18 protein-coding genes are annotated in these 17442 nt (G+C 54.0%); 6 read left to right on the top strand and 12 right to left on the bottom strand.

From position 1 onward, the window contains the following. Positions 1-110: 110 nt before the first annotated feature. Complete coding sequence (locus I6I94_RS06555; RefSeq protein ID WP_128087229.1) at positions 111-1175, top strand: alcohol dehydrogenase catalytic domain-containing protein; 1065 nt, start codon at positions 111-113, stop codon at positions 1173-1175. Between the two features lie 159 nt (positions 1176-1334). On the opposite strand, the gene I6I94_RS06550 is transcribed toward I6I94_RS06555, so the two are convergent. The 11 genes from I6I94_RS06550 to I6I94_RS06500 form a co-directional block, all read right to left on the bottom strand. Continuing rightward, positions 1335-1838, bottom strand: a complete 504-nt coding sequence (locus I6I94_RS06550; protein WP_128087230.1) for a putative peptidoglycan-binding domain-containing protein — start codon at positions 1836-1838, stop codon at positions 1335-1337. A 78-nt stretch (positions 1839-1916) separates the two neighbouring features. Next, positions 1917-2432, bottom strand: coding sequence for a peptidoglycan-binding protein (locus tag I6I94_RS06545; RefSeq protein WP_128087231.1), 516 nt, complete (start codon positions 2430-2432; stop codon positions 1917-1919). A gap of 71 nt (positions 2433-2503) precedes the next feature. Continuing rightward, positions 2504-2980 (bottom strand): peptidoglycan-binding protein, encoded by a 477-nt coding sequence (locus tag I6I94_RS06540; RefSeq protein WP_128087232.1) that lies wholly within the window; start codon positions 2978-2980, stop codon positions 2504-2506. Positions 2981-3056: 76 nt separating this feature from the next. Continuing rightward, a complete protein-coding gene (locus I6I94_RS11520; protein WP_023133911.1) occupies positions 3057-3185 on the bottom strand; it encodes a hypothetical protein in 129 nt (42 codons plus the stop codon). Next, positions 3175-3681 carry a peptidoglycan-binding protein gene (locus tag I6I94_RS06530; protein WP_128087233.1) on the bottom strand — a complete coding sequence of 169 codons (507 nt, stop codon included), beginning with the start codon at positions 3679-3681 and terminating at the stop codon, positions 3175-3177. Before I6I94_RS06530 ends, I6I94_RS11520 begins: the two co-directional genes overlap by 11 nt. A 119-nt stretch (positions 3682-3800) precedes the next feature. Next, on the bottom strand, positions 3801-4355 hold the full coding sequence (locus tag I6I94_RS11445; RefSeq protein WP_236588830.1) for a peptidoglycan-binding protein: 555 nt from the start codon (positions 4353-4355) through the stop codon (positions 3801-3803). 366 nt (positions 4356-4721) lie between these two features. After that, positions 4722-5228 (bottom strand): LURP-one-related/scramblase family protein, encoded by a 507-nt coding sequence (locus I6I94_RS06520; RefSeq protein WP_201620524.1) that lies wholly within the window; start codon positions 5226-5228, stop codon positions 4722-4724. 378 nt (positions 5229-5606) lie between these two features. Further along, a complete protein-coding gene (locus tag I6I94_RS06515) occupies positions 5607-6359 on the bottom strand; it encodes a uracil phosphoribosyltransferase (RefSeq protein ID WP_201620523.1) in 753 nt (250 codons plus the stop codon). 125 nt (positions 6360-6484) lie between these two features. Next, entirely contained in the window at positions 6485-7162 is a 678-nt protein-coding gene (locus tag I6I94_RS06510) for a hypothetical protein (RefSeq protein WP_128087236.1), read from the bottom strand. Positions 7163-7513: 351 nt separating this feature from the next. After that, positions 7514-8809 carry a CoA-disulfide reductase gene (locus I6I94_RS06505; protein ID WP_128087237.1) on the bottom strand — a complete coding sequence of 432 codons (1296 nt, stop codon included), beginning with the start codon at positions 8807-8809 and terminating at the stop codon, positions 7514-7516. Between the two features lie 321 nt (positions 8810-9130). Beyond that, the gene (locus tag I6I94_RS06500; RefSeq protein ID WP_201620997.1) at positions 9131-10696 is read right to left on the bottom strand and encodes an MFS transporter; all 1566 of its coding nucleotides are present in this window, start codon (positions 10694-10696) and stop codon (positions 9131-9133) included. A 192-nt stretch (positions 10697-10888) separates the two neighbouring features. Between I6I94_RS06500 and I6I94_RS06495 the strand changes: the two genes are divergently transcribed. Then, complete coding sequence (locus I6I94_RS06495) at positions 10889-11479, top strand: TetR/AcrR family transcriptional regulator (RefSeq protein ID WP_236588829.1); 591 nt, start codon at positions 10889-10891, stop codon at positions 11477-11479. 101 nt (positions 11480-11580) lie between these two features. Here the strand turns inward: I6I94_RS06495 and I6I94_RS06490 are convergent, their stop codons facing one another. Beyond that, positions 11581-12066: an SRPBCC family protein gene (locus I6I94_RS06490; protein ID WP_128087239.1), complete on the bottom strand. Its 486-nt coding sequence runs from the start codon at positions 12064-12066 to the stop codon at positions 11581-11583. A gap of 2409 nt (positions 12067-14475) precedes the next feature. Between I6I94_RS06490 and I6I94_RS06485 the strand changes: the two genes are divergently transcribed. The 4 genes from I6I94_RS06485 to I6I94_RS06470 all read left to right on the top strand — a co-directional run bounded on the left by I6I94_RS06485 (position 14476) and on the right by I6I94_RS06470 (position 17382). Next, positions 14476-14664, top strand: coding sequence for a hypothetical protein (locus tag I6I94_RS06485; protein WP_128087240.1), 189 nt, complete (start codon positions 14476-14478; stop codon positions 14662-14664). A gap of 602 nt (positions 14665-15266) precedes the next feature. Further along, positions 15267-15587 (top strand): putative quinol monooxygenase, encoded by a 321-nt coding sequence (locus tag I6I94_RS06480; protein ID WP_128088165.1) that lies wholly within the window; start codon positions 15267-15269, stop codon positions 15585-15587. Positions 15588-15708: 121 nt separating this feature from the next. Further along, positions 15709-16521, top strand: coding sequence for an NUDIX hydrolase (locus I6I94_RS06475; protein WP_201620522.1), 813 nt, complete (start codon positions 15709-15711; stop codon positions 16519-16521). A gap of 258 nt (positions 16522-16779) precedes the next feature. Continuing rightward, positions 16780-17382 (top strand): class I SAM-dependent methyltransferase, encoded by a 603-nt coding sequence (locus I6I94_RS06470; protein ID WP_128087241.1) that lies wholly within the window; start codon positions 16780-16782, stop codon positions 17380-17382. Positions 17383-17442: the final 60 nt, after the last annotated feature.

Below are 17442 nucleotides of genomic sequence, written 5' to 3'. Positions count from 1 at the left end.
TAGTGTTTAATAGACATATAACTTATAAACATATATTTATAAGTTTATAGGAGTGGTGATGACATTATCACCGCCGCTCCCCCTCCATAGAACTCAACGAAGGAGTCATTATGAAGGCAGTTGTTTACCACGGCGCAGGCAAGCGGGCGTGGGAGGAAGTTCCGGATCCGACCATCCTTGAACCCACTGATGTGATTGCTCGCGTTGATACCACCACCATCTGCGGCACCGACCTGCACATCCTCAAGGGCGACGTTCCCGAGGTTGAAGAAGGGCGTATTCTGGGCCACGAGGCTATCGGCACGATTACCGAAGTCGGTTCTGCGGTCACCGATTTGAAAGTTGGTGACCGCATCATTATTCCGGCGGTCACGAACTGCGGCAAGTGCTCATACTGTAAGGACAATAAGCCCTCACACTGCCAGACCGTAGGCGGTGTCGGCTGGATTTTCGGGTACATGATTGACGGCACCCAGGCCGAGTATGTGCGCATTCCTTACGCCGAGACGTCGGTGCACATGGTTCCCGAGGGGCTCACGGACGAGGACGTTCTCTTCCTCACGGATGCGCTTCCGACCGGTTTCGAGATGGGTATTCTTAACGGCAACACCAAACCGGGCGATACAGTGGCTGTTATCGGCGCAGGTCCGGTGGGTCTGGGCGCAATTATGACGGCGAACCTGTGCGGTGCCGGGCGCGTGATTACCGTCGATATGGACGATAACCGCATGAACAAGGCGCTGGAACTGGGCGCAACCGATAAGGTCAACGCCGCCGATCCGGACTTTATCGAGAAAATTAAGGCCCTCTCCCCCGACAGTTTGGGCGTGGACGTGGCGATTGAGGCTGTGGGCGTGCCGCAGACCTTCGAGACCTGCACCAAGATCGTTCGCCCCTACGGCAACGTTGCGAACGCGGGTGTGCACGGCAAGCCGGTGGAGCTGCCGATTAACACCATGTGGATCTCGAACGTGAACATCAACATGGGTCTGGTGAACTGCAACACCGTGGGCAACCTGCTGAATATGGTGCGTTCAGGCCGCCTGAACGCAAAGGCGATGGCAACCCACTACTTCACCTTCGACCAGTTCGAGGAAGCATACGACCTGTTCGCAAACGCCGCCGAGCATAACGCGGTGAAGGTTGTGATCTCCCGCGAGCCGATTAAGCACTAGGGAGCCGGGTAAAAACCCGCATAAATACTAGGGGCCTCTGCACTAACCCACGTGCAGAGGCCCCTAGTATATGCTCAACGCCCCTGGAAGGGAACCTGCGGGCTACGAATAGCCTCAAGTATCCCGCCGGGGGCGCCGCGCGTTCACATAGTACTCAGTTTAGGGGTAGTTGCTGCTAAGGAGCTTACGCTGCAGCGCAACAATAGCCGGTGAAGGCGCATCAAGAACCCCGTCTGCCGTCTGGCCAAGGTAAGACTGCAAGGCGCTGATCGTGTTGGGGCCGATCAGACCGTCAGCGTTCACGCCCAGCCACCGCTGCAGGTCTTTAATGGTGTCTGAGCCGGATGCGGCATCATCAGAAACCCACTGCCAGCCACCGGTCAAGCCCGGGTTCGCACTGGACTGGGAGGCAGGCTGGCTGTCGATCCGCCCGTCAAGGGGAAGGCCACCCACAACAGCGGAATTCGCGGCAGCTACACTGTTGAGATGCTTCTGCAGCTCAACCGTCGTTTCGGAGCCCCAGTACCCATCCTCTGCCAGAGCGGTTGCCGCCGGGGCAGTCGCCAGGCTAGCACCAAAGGCTGCAGCACCGACGACGGGAACGCCAATAGCGGCAGTACGCAGCAGCTTACGGCGGGAAACACCGGAATGTTCGTTCGTCATATAACGTCCTTCCTCACGTATTTTTAGGTACAGAAGTTAGAAAAGACCTCAATGAAAGGCCTGGCAGGGTCTTATAAACTAACCAACCCACTGGTTAATTTCGTTTTGCAGACCTTTAATAGTTTTGGAGGAATCATCCAGTACCCCGTCAGCCGGAATACCGTAATGCTTTTGTAACGCAAAAATAAATGAATGGGTAATATGGTACTTCGCAGTGGAGCTGTCAAGACCATGGCGTATATCGCCCAGCCACTTATGCATCCAGTACATAGTAGGCGAACCAGCCGCCTGATTGTCTGGCACCCACTCCCAACCGAACGTAGCAAGACCCGGCTGTTTCAAACGTGATGGCTGCGAACTGATGACACCATCCACAACAAGCCCAGCCTGGGGGTACAAAAGATTCATAAGACGCTGGACACCGGCCGAGGTTTCCTTACCCCACAACCCATCAATAACCTTAACCGTAGCCGCATTAGCGCTCGGTGCGGTCACAAGAGTTGAGCCGAAGGCGAGCATACCCGCAGCAGGTACGCCGATGGCGGTGGTGCGCAAGAGCTTACGGCGGGAAACACCGGAATGTTCGTTCGTCATTTTTATCATCCTCACTTTACTAGAAGGTATATCCAGAGCTTGGTATGGATTCTGAAGCTTTGGATGCTGAACTAGTCGTAAGCGACCCGGTTGAGCTCAGCCTGGAGCCTCTTAATGGTGGGAGACTCAGCGCTCAGCACCCCATCTTGGGTGAGCTTGTAGCGTGCCTGAAGCGCGGAAATAGTGCCCGGCCCGATGAGCCCGTCCTGGGTCACTTTGAGCATGCCCTGAAGGGCACGAATGGTTTGTGAGCCGTTAGCAGAAGCATCAGGAACCCAGTCCCAGCCGCCTGCCAGCCCAGGGTTAGCACTCGCACGGGATGCGGGCTGACTTGAGACGATACCGTCTACCACATCAAGCTTGAAGAGTGTTTGAAGCATCCGTGTGGTCTCGGTTCCCCAATAACCATCGGCGGCAATCATGGCCGCATTGGATGCGGGGGCGGCGATCAGGGTAGCCCCCATCGCAACCGCACCTGCGGCGGGCACACCAATGGCGGCGGTGCGCAGCAGCTTACGGCGGGAAAGTCCGGTGTTTTCGAGATTCATAATATTCCTCCTTCACCTCACCACATACACGAGATGAGAAAATGTCACACTATTTGTGCGATAACAACTTATCCTTTTAGGCCTTAACTTCATGAGAGTTCAGGTAGTTTTGCAGGGCCTCAATAGTCGGTGAGGGCCCGTCAAGTACGCCATCAGCGGGCTGTCCAAGCCAGGTTTGCAGTGCACTAATCGTTTTAGCTGACATGCTGGTTAAGCTCGTTCTGCAGGGCTTTAATGGTGTCTGAGGGTCCATCCAGGCGACCGTCTGCGGTGATGCCGTAGTGGGTTTGCAGAGCTTTAATGGTGTTGGGCCCGATGAGCCCGTCAGTTTCTACGCCTAGCCAGCGTTGCAGGTAGTAGATGGTGAAGTCGTAACCCTGCGTACCGTCATCGGCTGCCCAATCCCAGCCGCTGCCTAGACCAGGGTTCTCTTTTTTGCGTATGGCTGGCTGGAATTTTATGATGCCTTCCTCATACCCGTAGGTGGGCTTGCCAAGCTCCTGCGCGTAGAGGGCGAAGATGAACTTTTGGAGTTGCACCGTGGTTTGTTGCCCCCACCAGCCGTCAGCTTCAAGCGTTGGCTGTGCTACGGATGCGGCCGCAAAGTTTGCCCCTAGACCCAGCGCACCCGCAGCGGGCACACCAATGGCGGCGGTGTACAGTAATTTACGGCGAGAAATACCAGAATGCTCATTCGCCATAGTGGCTCTCTTCCTTCGTGTATTTTTTCAGGCTCAGAACAATGGGAAACACTACGTCAGAGCGCGCTCTAAGCCACAGATAATACGCCCCGGCTATGTAGTAGAGAGGGAATCGTGGGTTAACCAACCCACTGGTTAATTTCGTTTTGCAGCCCTTTAATAACTCCGCCACCACCGGGCAGAGTACCGGGTTTAAGACCGTATTTCTTTGCCGAAACCTCAGTGACGCTGGTGTAACCGTAGTGCCTATGCAGAGCAGTAATAAGCGAATCACCGATCCAATGCGTATTTGCCCAGGTCAACCCTTCATGATACTTATGTAGCCACTCATGCATACGAGTAATAGTTGTTGATCCCTCTGCATGGCCTCGATCTACCCACTCCCAGCCACCGACAATACCTGGACAGTACGGTGCCATAAAAGAAGGTTGAGAGCTTATTACCCCATCAACAGCTACGGGAAAAACCTCCTGATCTTTGGGAAACATAGCGATCATCAGGCGCTGGACACCAGCCGAGGTTTCAGGACCCCACCAGCCGTCGACTTCAACGGCATTCGCGCTTGTTGCGGTCACAAGGGTCGAGCCGAAAGCGAGCAGACCAGCGGCAGGTACACCAATGGCGGTAGTACGCAGCAGTTTACGGCGGGAAAGACCAGTGTTGTCGGTTGGCATGGTCTTTAGTCCTTTCATGCGATTGCGGATGCATGTCTGAGGAATAAACAGTCAAACCTCCGCACTCTTGAGCGAGTTCAGAATGTTTCCTGTCAAAACCCCTCCATCACCTACCCTAGAGACACTACCCAGAACTTTCAACCCTTAGTAAAGATTTTTCTATTTCTCACTCAAAGGTTTACAGATTAACTAGGCGCGCCCCCCGAACCTGCCATAAATATGCTTCCCACCCCAAATATATTGGCGTGCAACCACGCAAATGAGGGGGCATAGCGCCCCCTCTTATCACAACTATTCCACCAAGATTCCGCTGCCAGTTACCCCTCCTGGCGGGGTTTTATCCCCATACCCCGAAGCCTTGCTGCATTATGACGAGCTGCTGCTCTCTCCTGAACCTTTCCTGCGGTCCAAGATATAGTCGATTGCCAGGAAAATTGCTACAACAATATCCTGACACCTATCGTCATACACCATCACCACATACTGGTCGCCGATTGTGAAGTACTTTTTATTGATAGTTGCAACAATGGCCTCTTCGGTACGTACATTAAACTCACGCCCCAGGTACCTGTCCCTCACCTGCATTGGCGGGGCACAGTTGGATTCCACATCAAGCTTTAGCTGGAAGAACGCAAAGTGTTTTTTAATATTCACTAGGGCACCGGTGGAGAAAGCCACATAGAACTCGTTCGTGAAACCTCCCTGGCGGGTAAACATAAAGCTCACCCCAGTTTCTAGGTTGAGTACGGTGATCTTCTTCCCCATCATCCGGAACTCTTCATCAACCTGGTACACCCCACGGCCTAAATCATCATAAATAATATAGTGGTCGGTGATTTTAAGAGCCTGCTGTTGTATGTGAAGGGTGCGCATGCGGTCTCTCCTAGCTCATATCGGCGTCCTTCCAACAGTAGCACCACCGCGTGCGACCAATGAGGATTAACCACATATGTTTTGCTAAGACCGGTGTTTGAGTGCTTTACTTACTGCGATAATCATGATCGCACTGAATACTATTTCCCCCAAAAATATGAGGGACATTAATGTGTCGTATAAAACAGGAGACGGTTCACGGTTTATCGGAAGTACTACAGCAAAAAGCATAACTGACATGAGGGGAGCCCCAGAGGATCCTTAGCAGGTGTGCCCTGAGGAGAAACGTACGGAACGGGATTTTAGGTACGGAATCACCAGGTGCAGCCATTTGTAAAGGGGCTCTACGGTCATTCATGAGAGTTTCCTTCAGGTGTTTCATATTGTTCTTTGTTTTAAAGGCTGCGCGGTCTTCTTAATACTATTTGACGTGACAACAATCATCGCAATACACATAATAAGCTCATAGGCAGCAATAATAGTTCTTATTGCTGTGAAAAGTGCCCCTATATAATAATATGAACTTTCATAAATCACAAATGACCCGAAAAGACCCCCTATAAGAGCTGGCACATAAAAAGCCGCAGCAATAGGGCCAATAATGAGACTGTAAATATTGACGCCCCGTATCCACCGGAACATGACTGATTTCCTAAACCGCTTCAATGCGATAATCTGCAAGACAACGTAGATGCAATAGGGTAATGCAATAATAGTAAAAACAAGCACAAATCCCCATGCGAGAGACCCGTATTCACCGTTTGTAGAGGCGATAGCCACAACTACTGAATAAACATATGCGATGAGGGTAATGACCGCGGGAATAGTAATCAGAATATTCCTCACAATCTGCGCCACAAGAAGACCCCGGTGGGTCTTGGGGTCTATATAGAACTGCGGGGGCGGTACGTCAGTGTCAGGCTGTTCCTTTGTTGGCTCGGACAGCTGAAAATCCAGGGCAGCCTGAGGCTCTGAGGGAGTCTTACCGCTAGTCCCTTCATAGTCATACAGCTGTGTATACTCAGGCTCTTGGCTTGAGCTTTTCGGGTTATTACTTGACGCGCTCTGTTCCCCCTGGGAAGGCTGAGGGCCGCCGTGGTCGGGTACCGAAGGGTTCCTATTAATACTCATATTTTTATTCTAGGTTTCTGCCCTGAGCATCCTATGAAAAGCCTCTGAGTGTTCTCAATAAATAATATTTAGCTATTTTATATATCTGCCCAGATGATTCTTCTGGAACCGCTCTACATAAACTCCTATATATTATTGTAGTAAATTGCTGCTTTAGCTACAGCACGATTATTCAAAGTTTTCTGCGCCGCCACAATCATAATGACGCACAGGGCAACTTCAACGGCTAAAACAGCAACAGCAGGCAGTACTGCGATTTCTTCCCCATATCGCCGAGATGGCCCCAGAAGGAACATAAACCCCATAAACATATATACATAAAAAGCCATAATAGGCGCTAATACCAGACTACAGATATTAATATTCCGCACCCACGACAACCGTACTCCACGGATAAGCTGCGGGACTGCTATAAATTGCAGAGCAAGATGAGCTTCATAAGGGATTAAGATTATAAATATTAGTAAGATGATACTCGCCTGAGGAGGACCGTACGTTTTGAAAAATGATGAAACTATCACCACCACCAAAAGTGCAAGCGGGAGCGACTCCAGAATAACCCTGATCAGCTGAATAGCCACTAGAGTACCCTGATATGACATTAGTTTGTTTGAAGCAGTTTCCGGCGCTCCAGGAAGTCCCGGATACTGTTGCGCCTGTGCCTGTGTTTGAGCCTGCTGCACTGATTCTACCTGCGGCGGCGGTTGGGTATCCTGCCGGGCCAGCTGCATATACTCCGGCTCTTCCTGCCCGGGCTCCTGAGCATGATCATTCGTCGCTGAATAGTTCTTATCGGTGCTCATAATGCTCTCCTTATTCTTCCTGCTGCCTGAGAATAATCCGCTGGCCCTGGATGCCTACGATCAGCTCTTCATGATGCTTCTTTAAGGGTTTGAACTATCACCCGTCTCGTATTAACAACATACGCAGGAGCTGAGGGCTGAGCCTGGGCCGTTCCATGCTGAGATTTCGTAAAATCCTGATTAGTAGTACTCATAGTTTCACTCTAGGCTTCTGCCCTGAACATCCCATGAACAGCCCCTGAACGTTCACGATAAATAATGCTTTGCGGCGTGACACAAAAAGTCTCTTCAGATAAAACGCTGCATACACGCTCTATCTGAAGAGACTTTTAGTATTTGGGGTACTGGTTTTTACTCCGCAGTGTTTTTCGACTGAGGATTTGAGGGGCTGCGTTTTGTCTCTGCGGGGGCCTCCTTGGCAGTGTCCACCGCCTTATCGGGCGATGCCGCCGAACCGTCCGTGGGTGGGGTGGCTTTCGGCTGGGGTTCTGCAGCTGCAGCAGAGCCCTGCCCCGCCGCATCATGCGGCTGTTCGGAGGGTACGGGTATCGTCTCCGTCGCCGGTTCAGCCTGCATGAGCACCCGGCCTTTCTTCCGCTTCCGTTTGCGGCCGAATCGTTTCTTCTTCACCGGCTGCTCCTGAGGCTGGGGGTCTTCGTTGAACCCCGGCTGCCCCTTATCTTTCGGGGGCTTACGTTCCAGGGAGTAGATAATGCGCGCTGGCCTTGGCTCCATACCAATCTTGGCGCGCCCCCAGTTAATGATGCGGTCCAGCCAGTTATAGTCGGCGGTCGTCTCAACCACCTGGTGGTTGCGCGGAATCATGCCCGCATCGCTGAGCACACGCGGGTACTCGTCAATCTCCTGAATGCCCGCCATGTACATGTTCTCACGGAACTGCTGGGCGAACTCGTACTGCCCAATAAAGAGCAGGTCGGAGTAGGTTTTCGCGGTCAGCCTCTCAGCGTACGCCTGCGCCGAGTCGCGGCTTCCCTTACGCGCGCCGTACGTATCCCAGAAATAGAAGTACACGTTACTGGCGATAATCGCCGAACGAATCTTGTTCTGCAAATACCAGAGCCCACCAATAGCGAGAAGCCCAATAATGATAATGACGAGCGACCCAACAGGCATTGAGTAGTCCACATAATTATCGGCGCTGCGCGTTACAAACATGCGGTACAGATACGCCCCGAACGAATACAGCACCGGAATACCCAGGAAAATAGTGGCTATGGGAATCCAAATAAATGCAAAAAGCCACAGAATAAGACGATAGTAAATAATGGAGTCGCCAAACCCGATGGGGGTAGGTTTTACGGGAGAATGGGCGCGTTTCATCAGAAGGTTGAACAGGCGGTTATTCTCAATACCCACCTTTCGCAGCTTCGACTCCAGGGATGCGCGTTTGAGGAACACCCGGTAGTTCTCCAGAATCTCGCGCTGTTCAGCGGTAATCTCATCTTCAGGCGGCAGATTACCAACATCGATTCCCGACTCTGAAAGCAGCTTGCTCCACAGCTCCAGACGGGCCAGCTCGGAGGGCTTCGCCTGGGTTTGCGACTGGTAGTTCTTATAGGAGATAAAAATGGTGCTGGCACCAATTGCCAGCGTAACTATAGGCGCAATCCAGTCTTTGGTGTCCACAGTGTCCCTCCCGTCCCCTCACGCCCCACCTGCTCTCCCTGCCCGCCCCTCGCCAGCATGAGGAGCGGTGCACATTCAGGTGCCCGGTGGTGCCCGTGGGGCGCGTGCTTGCTGAAGCTGATGCTTCTACCGTAGCACCCGCGGGTGTGAGGGGCCGGGACGGTTCTCAACCTGCGAAAGGTGTTTTCCTGGTGCTTTGTTTCCCCTTCGGTGTGTTTCCGGCACCTGCCTCCACGATAAAAAAGAGCCTTTATGTGAATAAAGAGTATTTTTTACCGCTTTATTCGCATAAAGGCTCTTTTTAGCACCAGAATTTTTGGTCTAGTGTTCTGCTTTCTCCAGTTCGGCGGGTGCCGAGCGGAGCATCCGGTAAGTGAAGACCGACAGCACCGCCAGAAGCACGGCGCTAAAGGTTGCGGTCACCAGCACGCCCGAATCGAATGCGGCATGCGCCGAATGCAGCAGCTCAGCACTTAGATCCGAGGGAAGCTGCCCGGCAACTGCGGTCGCGCCGCCGAGGGTTTCGCCCGCCGCATGGGCCGCATCCGCGTTAAGACCGGCGGGAACCGTGACCTGTGCACGGTAAATTGCGGTCAGCATGCCGCCGATCACCACGGTACCCAGCACGGTGCCGAACTCGTAGGCGGTCTCAGAAATTGCCGACGCAGCACCGGCCTTATTCGCCGGAACGCTGGAAAGAATCAGGTCATTCGAGATGGTCTGCGCCGCACCCACGCTCAACCCTAGGAACATGAAGGAAGTCATGAGCAGAAGGTCGTTGCGCGAACCAAAGAACACCACAAACAGGTACCCAAGCGCACCCAAGGCAAGCCCCGAAGACACAATCACCGCCGGGTGGAACCGCGAAACGAGCTTAGCGGCGTACAGGCCCGCAATAATGGTGCACGCCAGCCCGGGAATCAGGAACAGGCCCGCCTGCATGGGAGAGTACCCCGAAACCAGCTGCAAATGCTGCGAGACGAAGAAAAGGAACCCAACATCTACGAACATGGCGAACAGGTTCGCCAGAATCCCCCCGGTAAACACGGTGTTTTTGAAGAGGCGAACATCGAGCATGGGGGTGGTTCCCGCACGCCCGCGGCGCAGCTGACGACGCACGAAGAAGAAACCGAACACGGCGCCAATAAACGCGGTGCTGAGTGCGAGCGCATCCACGCCCGCCTCAGAAATATGGGTGAGGCCGAAGGTTACACCGATCATGGCGATCATAATGAGCAGGATGCTCATCATATCGAGCGGGCCGGGGTTTGGGTCTTTCGATTCGGGCACGGTCATAGGTGCGAGGGCGAGGAACGGTACGAGTACGGGTACCGCCATGAGGAACACCGACCCCCACCAGAAATGGCTCAGCAGGAGTCCGCCCACGATGGGGCCGAGCGCTGCACCGGCGGAGAAGCCAGCCGCCCACACGGCGATTGCGGTGCGGCGTTCTTTCGGGTCACGGAAGATGTTGCGAATGAGTGAGAGCGTGGCGGGCATGAGCATGGCGCCGAAGAACCCGAGTACGGCGCGGGCGATGACAAGCAGCAAGGCGGTGGGCGCGAAAGCGGCGAGCGCTGAGATAACTGCAAACCCGACGGATCCGATCAGCAGGATTTTACGCCGCCCGATGCGGTCCCCCAGGCTTCCCATAGGCACGAGCAGCCCGGCGAGCACGAGCGAGTATGCGTCTACGATCCAGAGCTGTTCGCTGGAGGATGGTTCGAGCGCCTGCGCGATTGAGGGCACGGCGAATGCGAGCACGGTGTTATCGACCGAGACAAGCAGCACCGGCAGCATGAGCACGGTCAGGGCAATCCACCGTTTGATTTTCTGATCGGGCGCGTGAATAGGCAGCGCCTCGGTGACGGGGTATGAGTTGTTCATCGTTGTGTTTACACGCATCTGGGAGTTTTCGGCACTTGCGGCAGATGCGCCGGGCGGCAAGTGCTCATAGCCCGCAGACGGGTTGCTGCCAGAGGCTTGCTTCGGGTAGTGAGGATGCGCCATACAGGCAACCACGGACACACTAACTATACCAACTAGACGGTAAAGTTTCTAATCCGTAGAATGGTGATTATGACTACCCCAGCCAGCGCATCCGAACCCCGCACAACCCGCGCCAACAACTCGCGCGAACAGATCCTAGACGCCTATGAACATCTGCTGGTACAGGCCGGTGAACGTGCCACCACCCTTGATGCGGTCGCCACCCAAGCGAAAGTTTCTAAAGGCGGGCTACTCTATCATTTCGGCTCGAAAAAGGCACTCTTCCAAGCGCTTTTAGACCGCACCCGCACCTACGCAGACGAAGACCTTGAGAAGATGCGCGCCGCACCCGAGGGGGCCAGCGCCTATTACATCAACACCTCAACCTTTCAGGGCACCCCATTCGATATATGCCTGGTTGCCCTCTCGCGGTTGGCGCAGGATAAGAACCCGGCCGCACGCGAACTCATGGACGAGATTCAGGGGCAGTGGTATGAGCTGATTCGCGCGGAGATTGGGGACGATAAGATGGCGCGCACCGTGCTTCTGCTGGGAGACGGCATGTATTACAGTGCGGCGTTTGCGGGAGGCATGGCGAACCCGGCGGCGCGCAAACGCATCAAGGCCGATCGGGATATTCTGCTGGATGTGCTCGACATTCTCAGGCGTGCGGCGCGGTAGTGTTCGTGTCGGCACCTGTGCAGGACGTACTTAGATATTTATCGCGAATCAATTAGGAGCGCGATAACCAGAGGAACATACGAAAAGCGGCCTGTTACACCCTACCCCTCGAAGGTGCGATGCAGTTTCGCCAGCGACAGCGCGATGTTGCGGCGGTTACGCGCGAACGCACCAACCGTACGGAATACGGGCGCAGCGGGGATAAACCCGAAGATTTTCGCTTCGGAAGCGTCCCAGGTTTCACGTACGGTCACGGTGCCGTCGTGGTTATCTGCGATTTCCCAGGTCCAGTAGTGGTCGGCGGGCATGCGCCAGGAGAGGGCCTGGTTTTTCTCGGCGCGCACGACTGTGGGAGACATGCGGTATGGGATGCCCAGGAACATTTTTTCGGTGAAGGTATCGCCCTCGCGCAGTTCGGGGGTGTCGCCGGATACCAGCCCACGTACTGATCCGCCTCCGTCAAGCTCGGCGTGGCGGGCGGGGTCGGCAATTAGGGCGTACACATCACTCGCCGCCGCCCGCAGAGTAGTTTCGGCGGAGATCATGGAGGGGTCTGTCTCAAGGAACTTTATCTGTGCAGTAGTCATACCTTTAACCCTACGCCGAACCCACCCCACGGTTAACCGCGAGCAGCGGGGTTTCGCCTGAAAAACGGGAAAATACCCTCTACCCACGCTTTCTAGATCATATTTCGCATCCAATATGTTTCCGGAATAAAAAATAAGAGGCACCTTAAAAGTGCCTCTTGATGCGAGATCCGTGGGTTTGGCCGGACAACCCGGCATACCCCCCATGGCCGCACCTCCGGTACCCCTTCATCTCAAAGGATGAAGATCCTAACAAAAATAATTGTTAGGCAGAGTTGCTCACGGGGAGCGGAGGACATTATTGTTTTATCTCGCCCATCCAGCATATCATGCACTACTTCACATGAAACATGCCACAAACTCTACAACAAAAGGCACCCCTTACAGGGTGCCTTCTGGGCAAGATCCATGGGTTCTGCCCGCCAAACCGGACATACCCCCCATGGCCGCACCTCCAGAAGCTTCATACAGAAGGCCAGAGGACAATATTGTTTTATCTCACATGCCTAGAATAACACGCGACGCATACACAAAATATATCTGCGTCCATCACTTCCTTATAGGAAGAGGCACCCTTGATAGGATGCCTCTTGACGTGAGATCCATGGGTTCTGCCCGCCAAACCGGACATACCCCCCATGGCCGCACCTCCGGTACCCCCTCACCTCAAAGGATGAAGATCCTAACAAAAATAACTGTTAGGCAGAGTTGCTCACGGGAGCGGAGGACAATATTGTTTTATCTCACATACCTAGAATAACACGCGGTGTATACACAAATTTTGAGCTTAAAAACATGCCTATAACGCTCTTTATTTTTGAAATATAAATTAGCCACCCAAATCGCCACCTCAAAATATGTGGGCCATAAATAATGGAGGACTTCCCTAATTGAAAACTCATGAACGCAGTATGGAGGTACACCAATCACACAAGATACTAGTCATACCTGCACTATATACACGGCTGGGATAAAGTTGTCATATCCTCTGTCTTTGCTTCCCGTAGCAAAAGGCACCCATATTAGGGTGCCTCTTGATGCGAGATCCATGGGTTTGGCCGGACAACCCGGCATACCCCCCATGGCCGCACCTCCGCTACCCCCTCACCTCAAAGGATGAAGATCCTAACAAGAAAATACTTGCTAGGCAGAGTTGCTCACGAGTGCGGAGGACATTATTGTTTTATCTCGCCCACCCAGAATACCACGAGGGTTATTTATTTGGGGCTGTCCCGCCCTGCACTACCAAGGACACCCTGAAGTAGAAAATGAGAGGTCTGCGGGATATTGTGGGCAGTATCTACCAGCACTTGAGGGACACGATAACTCGCTCTGCCACCGTCCGATAGTGGTTAATCTGCCGGCCAGACTCGTTGCCCTCAGTGGTGAGGTTTTTACGGTGCGGTTTTTGGCCGGGCTAACAACGTGTAATCCTTAGGAGCCTTGGTCCTTGCGCGTATCCTTCGGATCTAAGAATCTATCCAGGTCGTGTACTGTCACGTAATATCTGTCGTGACGTGCACTCACAACAGGACCATTGAACGCCAACGGTATCCCGCCCCAAGGAGCAGATTCATGTGGTGGTTGCTTAGAAGATCTACGATGAGAAGACAATATCTTCCATCATCATACGCTTTGCGGGTGAGGGACCGTTGTTCGTTGTTTGTGTATGTCAAGCGCGGAGAGCTATCCCTAATGAATAACACTTCATACAAAAAATATACTGACGGCTTCCCCAAAAAACAGAAGGCGCCCCATATTAGGGCGCCCCTTGATACGAGATCCGTGGGTTTGGCCGGACAACCCGGCATACCTCCCACAGCCGCACCTCCAGAAGCTTCATACAGAAGGCCAGAGGACATTATTGTTTTATCTCGCCTACCCAGCATACCATGCACTATTTCACACAAAACATGCCAACAACTCCCCTACAACAAGAGACATCCCATATTAGGATGCCTCTTGATGTGAGATCCATGGGTTCTGCCCGCCAAACCGGACATACCCCCCACAGCCGCACCTCCGCTACCCCCTCACCTCAAAGGATGAAGATCCTAACAACAAAAAGCTGCTAGGCAGAGTTGCTCACGAGCGCAGAGGACAATATTGTTTTATCTCGCCTACCCAGCATACCATGCACTACTTCATACAAAACATGCCACAAGCTCTACAACAGAAGGCACCCCTTACAGGGTGCCTTCTGGGCAAGATCCATGGGTTTGGCCGGACAACCCGGCATACCCCCCATGGCCGCACCTCCGCTACCCCCTCACCTCAAAGGATGAAGATCCTAACAAGAAAATACTTACCAGGCAGAGTTGCTCACGAGCGCAGAGGATATTATTGTTTTATCTGCTCTACAACAGTACCACGCAGAAAACCAATACAACTTCCCGAAAGAGCACAGCGGTGGTACATAACCTCGCCACCGAAGAAGATGCTTTCCACAATATATCTATGCTTGGCGCAATCAGTCGTTACACCAACACAGATACCAATATTATTGCTGTCCAGACCTCTACACCCTACGGCGCCAGCGAAGAAGAAACCCAGCGCATTATGCGCAATGCTCGTAATGAATCCTTACCACACTCCTAAAACTCGCAACAGATCGTGAGGATCCGGTTAAAGCCTTTGTTATTGAACGTACTCCGGCAATCAGAAGAAAATCAGAAAGATCGACAAACCATACAACACTTAACCCGCAATAACATCATCCCACCCATTAACTACGTCCAAGTATCCTCCACCACAGAACGCAACCTATGGGCCGCAGACGCCGTCGCCTATTCTATGGCCCAAGCCCTTCTACGCAGCGACCTCACCCTACAAGAAAAATCCGGCATCCAACTCAGCATATACGACACACAAACCCTCGGACTCATAGACCTCAAAGCCCCCAACAAGACAACCAAAACACCCACCAGCACAGGCACCACAACACCCAAAATCAGCGGAAAAACCGTGGCGGGCCAAGTCTCTAATCACACATAAATAAGAAGGCTGCACCAAACCCACCCCACGGTTAACCGCGAGCAACGGGTTTTCGCCCGAGAAGAGGTATTTTCTCCGCTTTTCAGGCAAAATACCCGCTGCTCGCGCATCCTCAGTACAAGGTGATGCTTTAGGCGCTGCCCGCGCAGGCTCATCTTGTGAAAAAATAGAAGTGTCCTTTGAATATTCTAATTAAGGAGTCCGCCGTGATTTTTATTGTTGTGAAATTCCCCGTCAAGCCCGAATACGCCGAAAAGTGGCTGGATTTAACCCGCGACTTCACCGAGGCCACCCGCGCCGAGGCAGGCAATAAGTGGTTTGAGTGGTCGCGCAGCGTTGAGGACCCGAACGAGTTCGTGCTGGTGGAGGCTTTCGAGGACGACGGCGCGGCGGCTCATGTGAACTCTGCGCATTTCGCCCAAGCCATAACCGATATGCGCCCGGCTCTGCGTGCAACCCCGAAGATTGTTTCCCGCCAAATTGACGGCGATGGCTGGGACGCCATGGGTGAGCTGACCATCGACTAGCCCACCGGGGCCGCCCCTGGTTCATGTAAGTATCGATGTGCCGGGCGCGCCATTGCGGCAACACCGGCGCTCTCACACCGTAAAATAGAAAAGTATGTGCATACCAGATCAGGAGGCAAGGATGAGCATCTCACCCGACAGCACCCCCGCCGTCGAACTGTACGACGACCACACTGAGGGTGATCACAGTTCGGTTTCGTTGGCGGTTTCAACTGTCATCCTTGCCTTGCGCCCTAAGGAGGGGCAGCAGCACCCGAGCCTGTGGCTGCCGCTGGTGCGCCGTTTGCGCGAGCCCTATAAGGGCCAGTGGGCGCTTCCCGGCGGCCCCTTGCAGTCCCAGCAGTCCCTGGAGCAGGCGGCGGGGTACACGCTCAAGCGCGCGACCGGCCTTGAGCCCGGGTACCTTGAGCAGCTGTATGCGTTCGGTGATGTTTTGCGTGCCCCGGAGGCGCGGGCGGCGCGCATTAACGGCGCGCCGGTTCCGGTGCCTGGGGCGGATCATGAGCGCGTGGTTTCGGTGGTGTATTGGGCTTCGATCCCGGCGACTGAGGTTTCGCAGACTCGCGTGCACGAAAATATTCGCTGGTTCCCGGTAGATGAGCTTCCCGAGCTGGCTTTCGACCACAACGAGATTGTGGAGTACGCCCTGTACCGCCTGCAGAATAAGGTCGAATATTCGCGTATTGCGCACTCGTTCCTGGGGGAAGAGTTCACTCTGGCGCAGCTGCGTGAGGTGTACGAGGCGATTCTTGGCCGTCCGTTGGATCCCGCGAATTTCCGCCGCCAGATTGCAGCCTCAAAATCGATTATTGATACCGGCCGGCGCATTGAAGGTACCCGCCACCGCCCGCCGCGCCTGTACCGTTACAACACGGCTCAGGCTTATGCGGATGCGGGCCCACTGGGCATGTACCGCGAGCGCCACGAATCTTAGGTAAACTCCGGAAGCGGCAACTTTGTGCCGCTCAGGGGTCGTTATTTCGATCGCGTGGGGTACTTGTACCAGGTTTAAAACTGGTGGATTATCAGACACTCTAAATCCGGGGGTGTTTTCTTCATGTGGGAGCACTATACTGCTCCTGCATGAAGAAAACGCCCCCGTTTTTGTACCCTCCTTGTTGCGCGTGAAGGCGGCCAAGGAAACCGGAACACGACCTATCGCGTTGCGCAGTAAACACCACGTGAGGAAACAATGACAGTCAGCAGCAGGTATGGGGCGCGGGCGGCGGAATATTGTGAGGCGCTGGGGTCGCTCGATCAGATGGAACCAACTGATACTGCCCTAATCACGTCGTGGAGTGCTTCCGTGCCAGGCAGTATTCTTGATGCCGGATGCGTTCCCGGGCATTGGGCACGCTTGCTCGCCTCCGCAGACCGGCCCGTCACCGGTATAGATGTGACCCCCGAATTTATTGCCCATGCCCGCGCCGCCTCTAGCGCCCCAAATCTTAGCTTCGAGGTCATGGATATGGCACACACGCCCTATGCTGACGGGTCTTTCGCAGGAATTCTCGCCTGGTATTCGCTCATTCACACGCCGCCAGCTCACCTTACCGGCGCACTCACCGAGTTCTATCGGCTGTTGATTCCGGGAGGAGGCCTTCTTCTGGGGATGTTTCTGGGCGAGCACGGATTGCCCTTCGCACACGCCGTGACAACCGCCTATTATGTGAGCGTTCCAGAGTTTTCCACACTGTGCGAGAAGGCCGGGTTTACGGTGGAAGAAGTTCACACCCGCCGCGCTGGGAGGCACCGCGACCACCTGGCGATAGTGGCACGCAAGCCAAAAGATTAATGCGCCCCATGATTGACAGGCGCTATCGCCACTCCCTACACTAGAGGTTATCCGGGTCAC

It is taken from the genome of Rothia aeria, assembly GCF_016726365.1.
Taxonomy (GTDB): domain Bacteria; phylum Actinomycetota; class Actinomycetes; order Actinomycetales; family Micrococcaceae; genus Rothia; species Rothia aeria.
This window is presented reverse-complemented; position numbering and strand designations above follow the sequence as displayed.

Bases quoted from the DNA above. Each gene is read 5' to 3' on its own strand.
- I6I94_RS06555 (WP_128087229.1), top strand. From the start codon at position 111: ATGAAGGCAGTTGTTTACCACGGCGCAGGCAAGCGGGCGTGGGAGGAA.
- I6I94_RS06550 (WP_128087230.1), bottom strand. From the start codon at position 1,838: ATGACGAACGAACATTCCGGTGTTTCCCGCCGTAAGCTGCTGCGTACT.
- I6I94_RS06545 (WP_128087231.1), bottom strand. From the start codon at position 2,432: ATGACGAACGAACATTCCGGTGTTTCCCGCCGTAAGCTCTTGCGCACC.
- I6I94_RS06540 (WP_128087232.1), bottom strand. From the start codon at position 2,980: ATGAATCTCGAAAACACCGGACTTTCCCGCCGTAAGCTGCTGCGCACC.
- I6I94_RS11520 (WP_023133911.1), bottom strand. From the start codon at position 3,185: ATGTCAGCTAAAACGATTAGTGCACTGCAAACCTGGCTTGGACAGCCC.
- I6I94_RS06530 (WP_128087233.1), bottom strand. From the start codon at position 3,681: ATGGCGAATGAGCATTCTGGTATTTCTCGCCGTAAATTACTGTACACC.
- I6I94_RS11445 (WP_236588830.1), bottom strand. From the start codon at position 4,355: ATGCCAACCGACAACACTGGTCTTTCCCGCCGTAAACTGCTGCGTACT.
- I6I94_RS06520 (WP_201620524.1), bottom strand. From the start codon at position 5,228: ATGCGCACCCTTCACATACAACAGCAGGCTCTTAAAATCACCGACCAC.
- I6I94_RS06515 (WP_201620523.1), bottom strand. From the start codon at position 6,359: ATGAGTATTAATAGGAACCCTTCGGTACCCGACCACGGCGGCCCTCAG.
- I6I94_RS06510 (WP_128087236.1), bottom strand. From the start codon at position 7,162: ATGAGCACCGATAAGAACTATTCAGCGACGAATGATCATGCTCAGGAG.
- I6I94_RS06500 (WP_201620997.1), bottom strand. From the start codon at position 10,696: ATGAACAACTCATACCCCGTCACCGAGGCGCTGCCTATTCACGCGCCC.
- I6I94_RS06495 (WP_236588829.1), top strand. From the start codon at position 10,889: ATGACTACCCCAGCCAGCGCATCCGAACCCCGCACAACCCGCGCCAAC.
- I6I94_RS06490 (WP_128087239.1), bottom strand. From the start codon at position 12,066: ATGACTACTGCACAGATAAAGTTCCTTGAGACAGACCCCTCCATGATC.
- I6I94_RS06475 (WP_201620522.1), top strand. From the start codon at position 15,709: ATGAGCATCTCACCCGACAGCACCCCCGCCGTCGAACTGTACGACGAC.
- I6I94_RS06470 (WP_128087241.1), top strand. From the start codon at position 16,780: ATGACAGTCAGCAGCAGGTATGGGGCGCGGGCGGCGGAATATTGTGAG.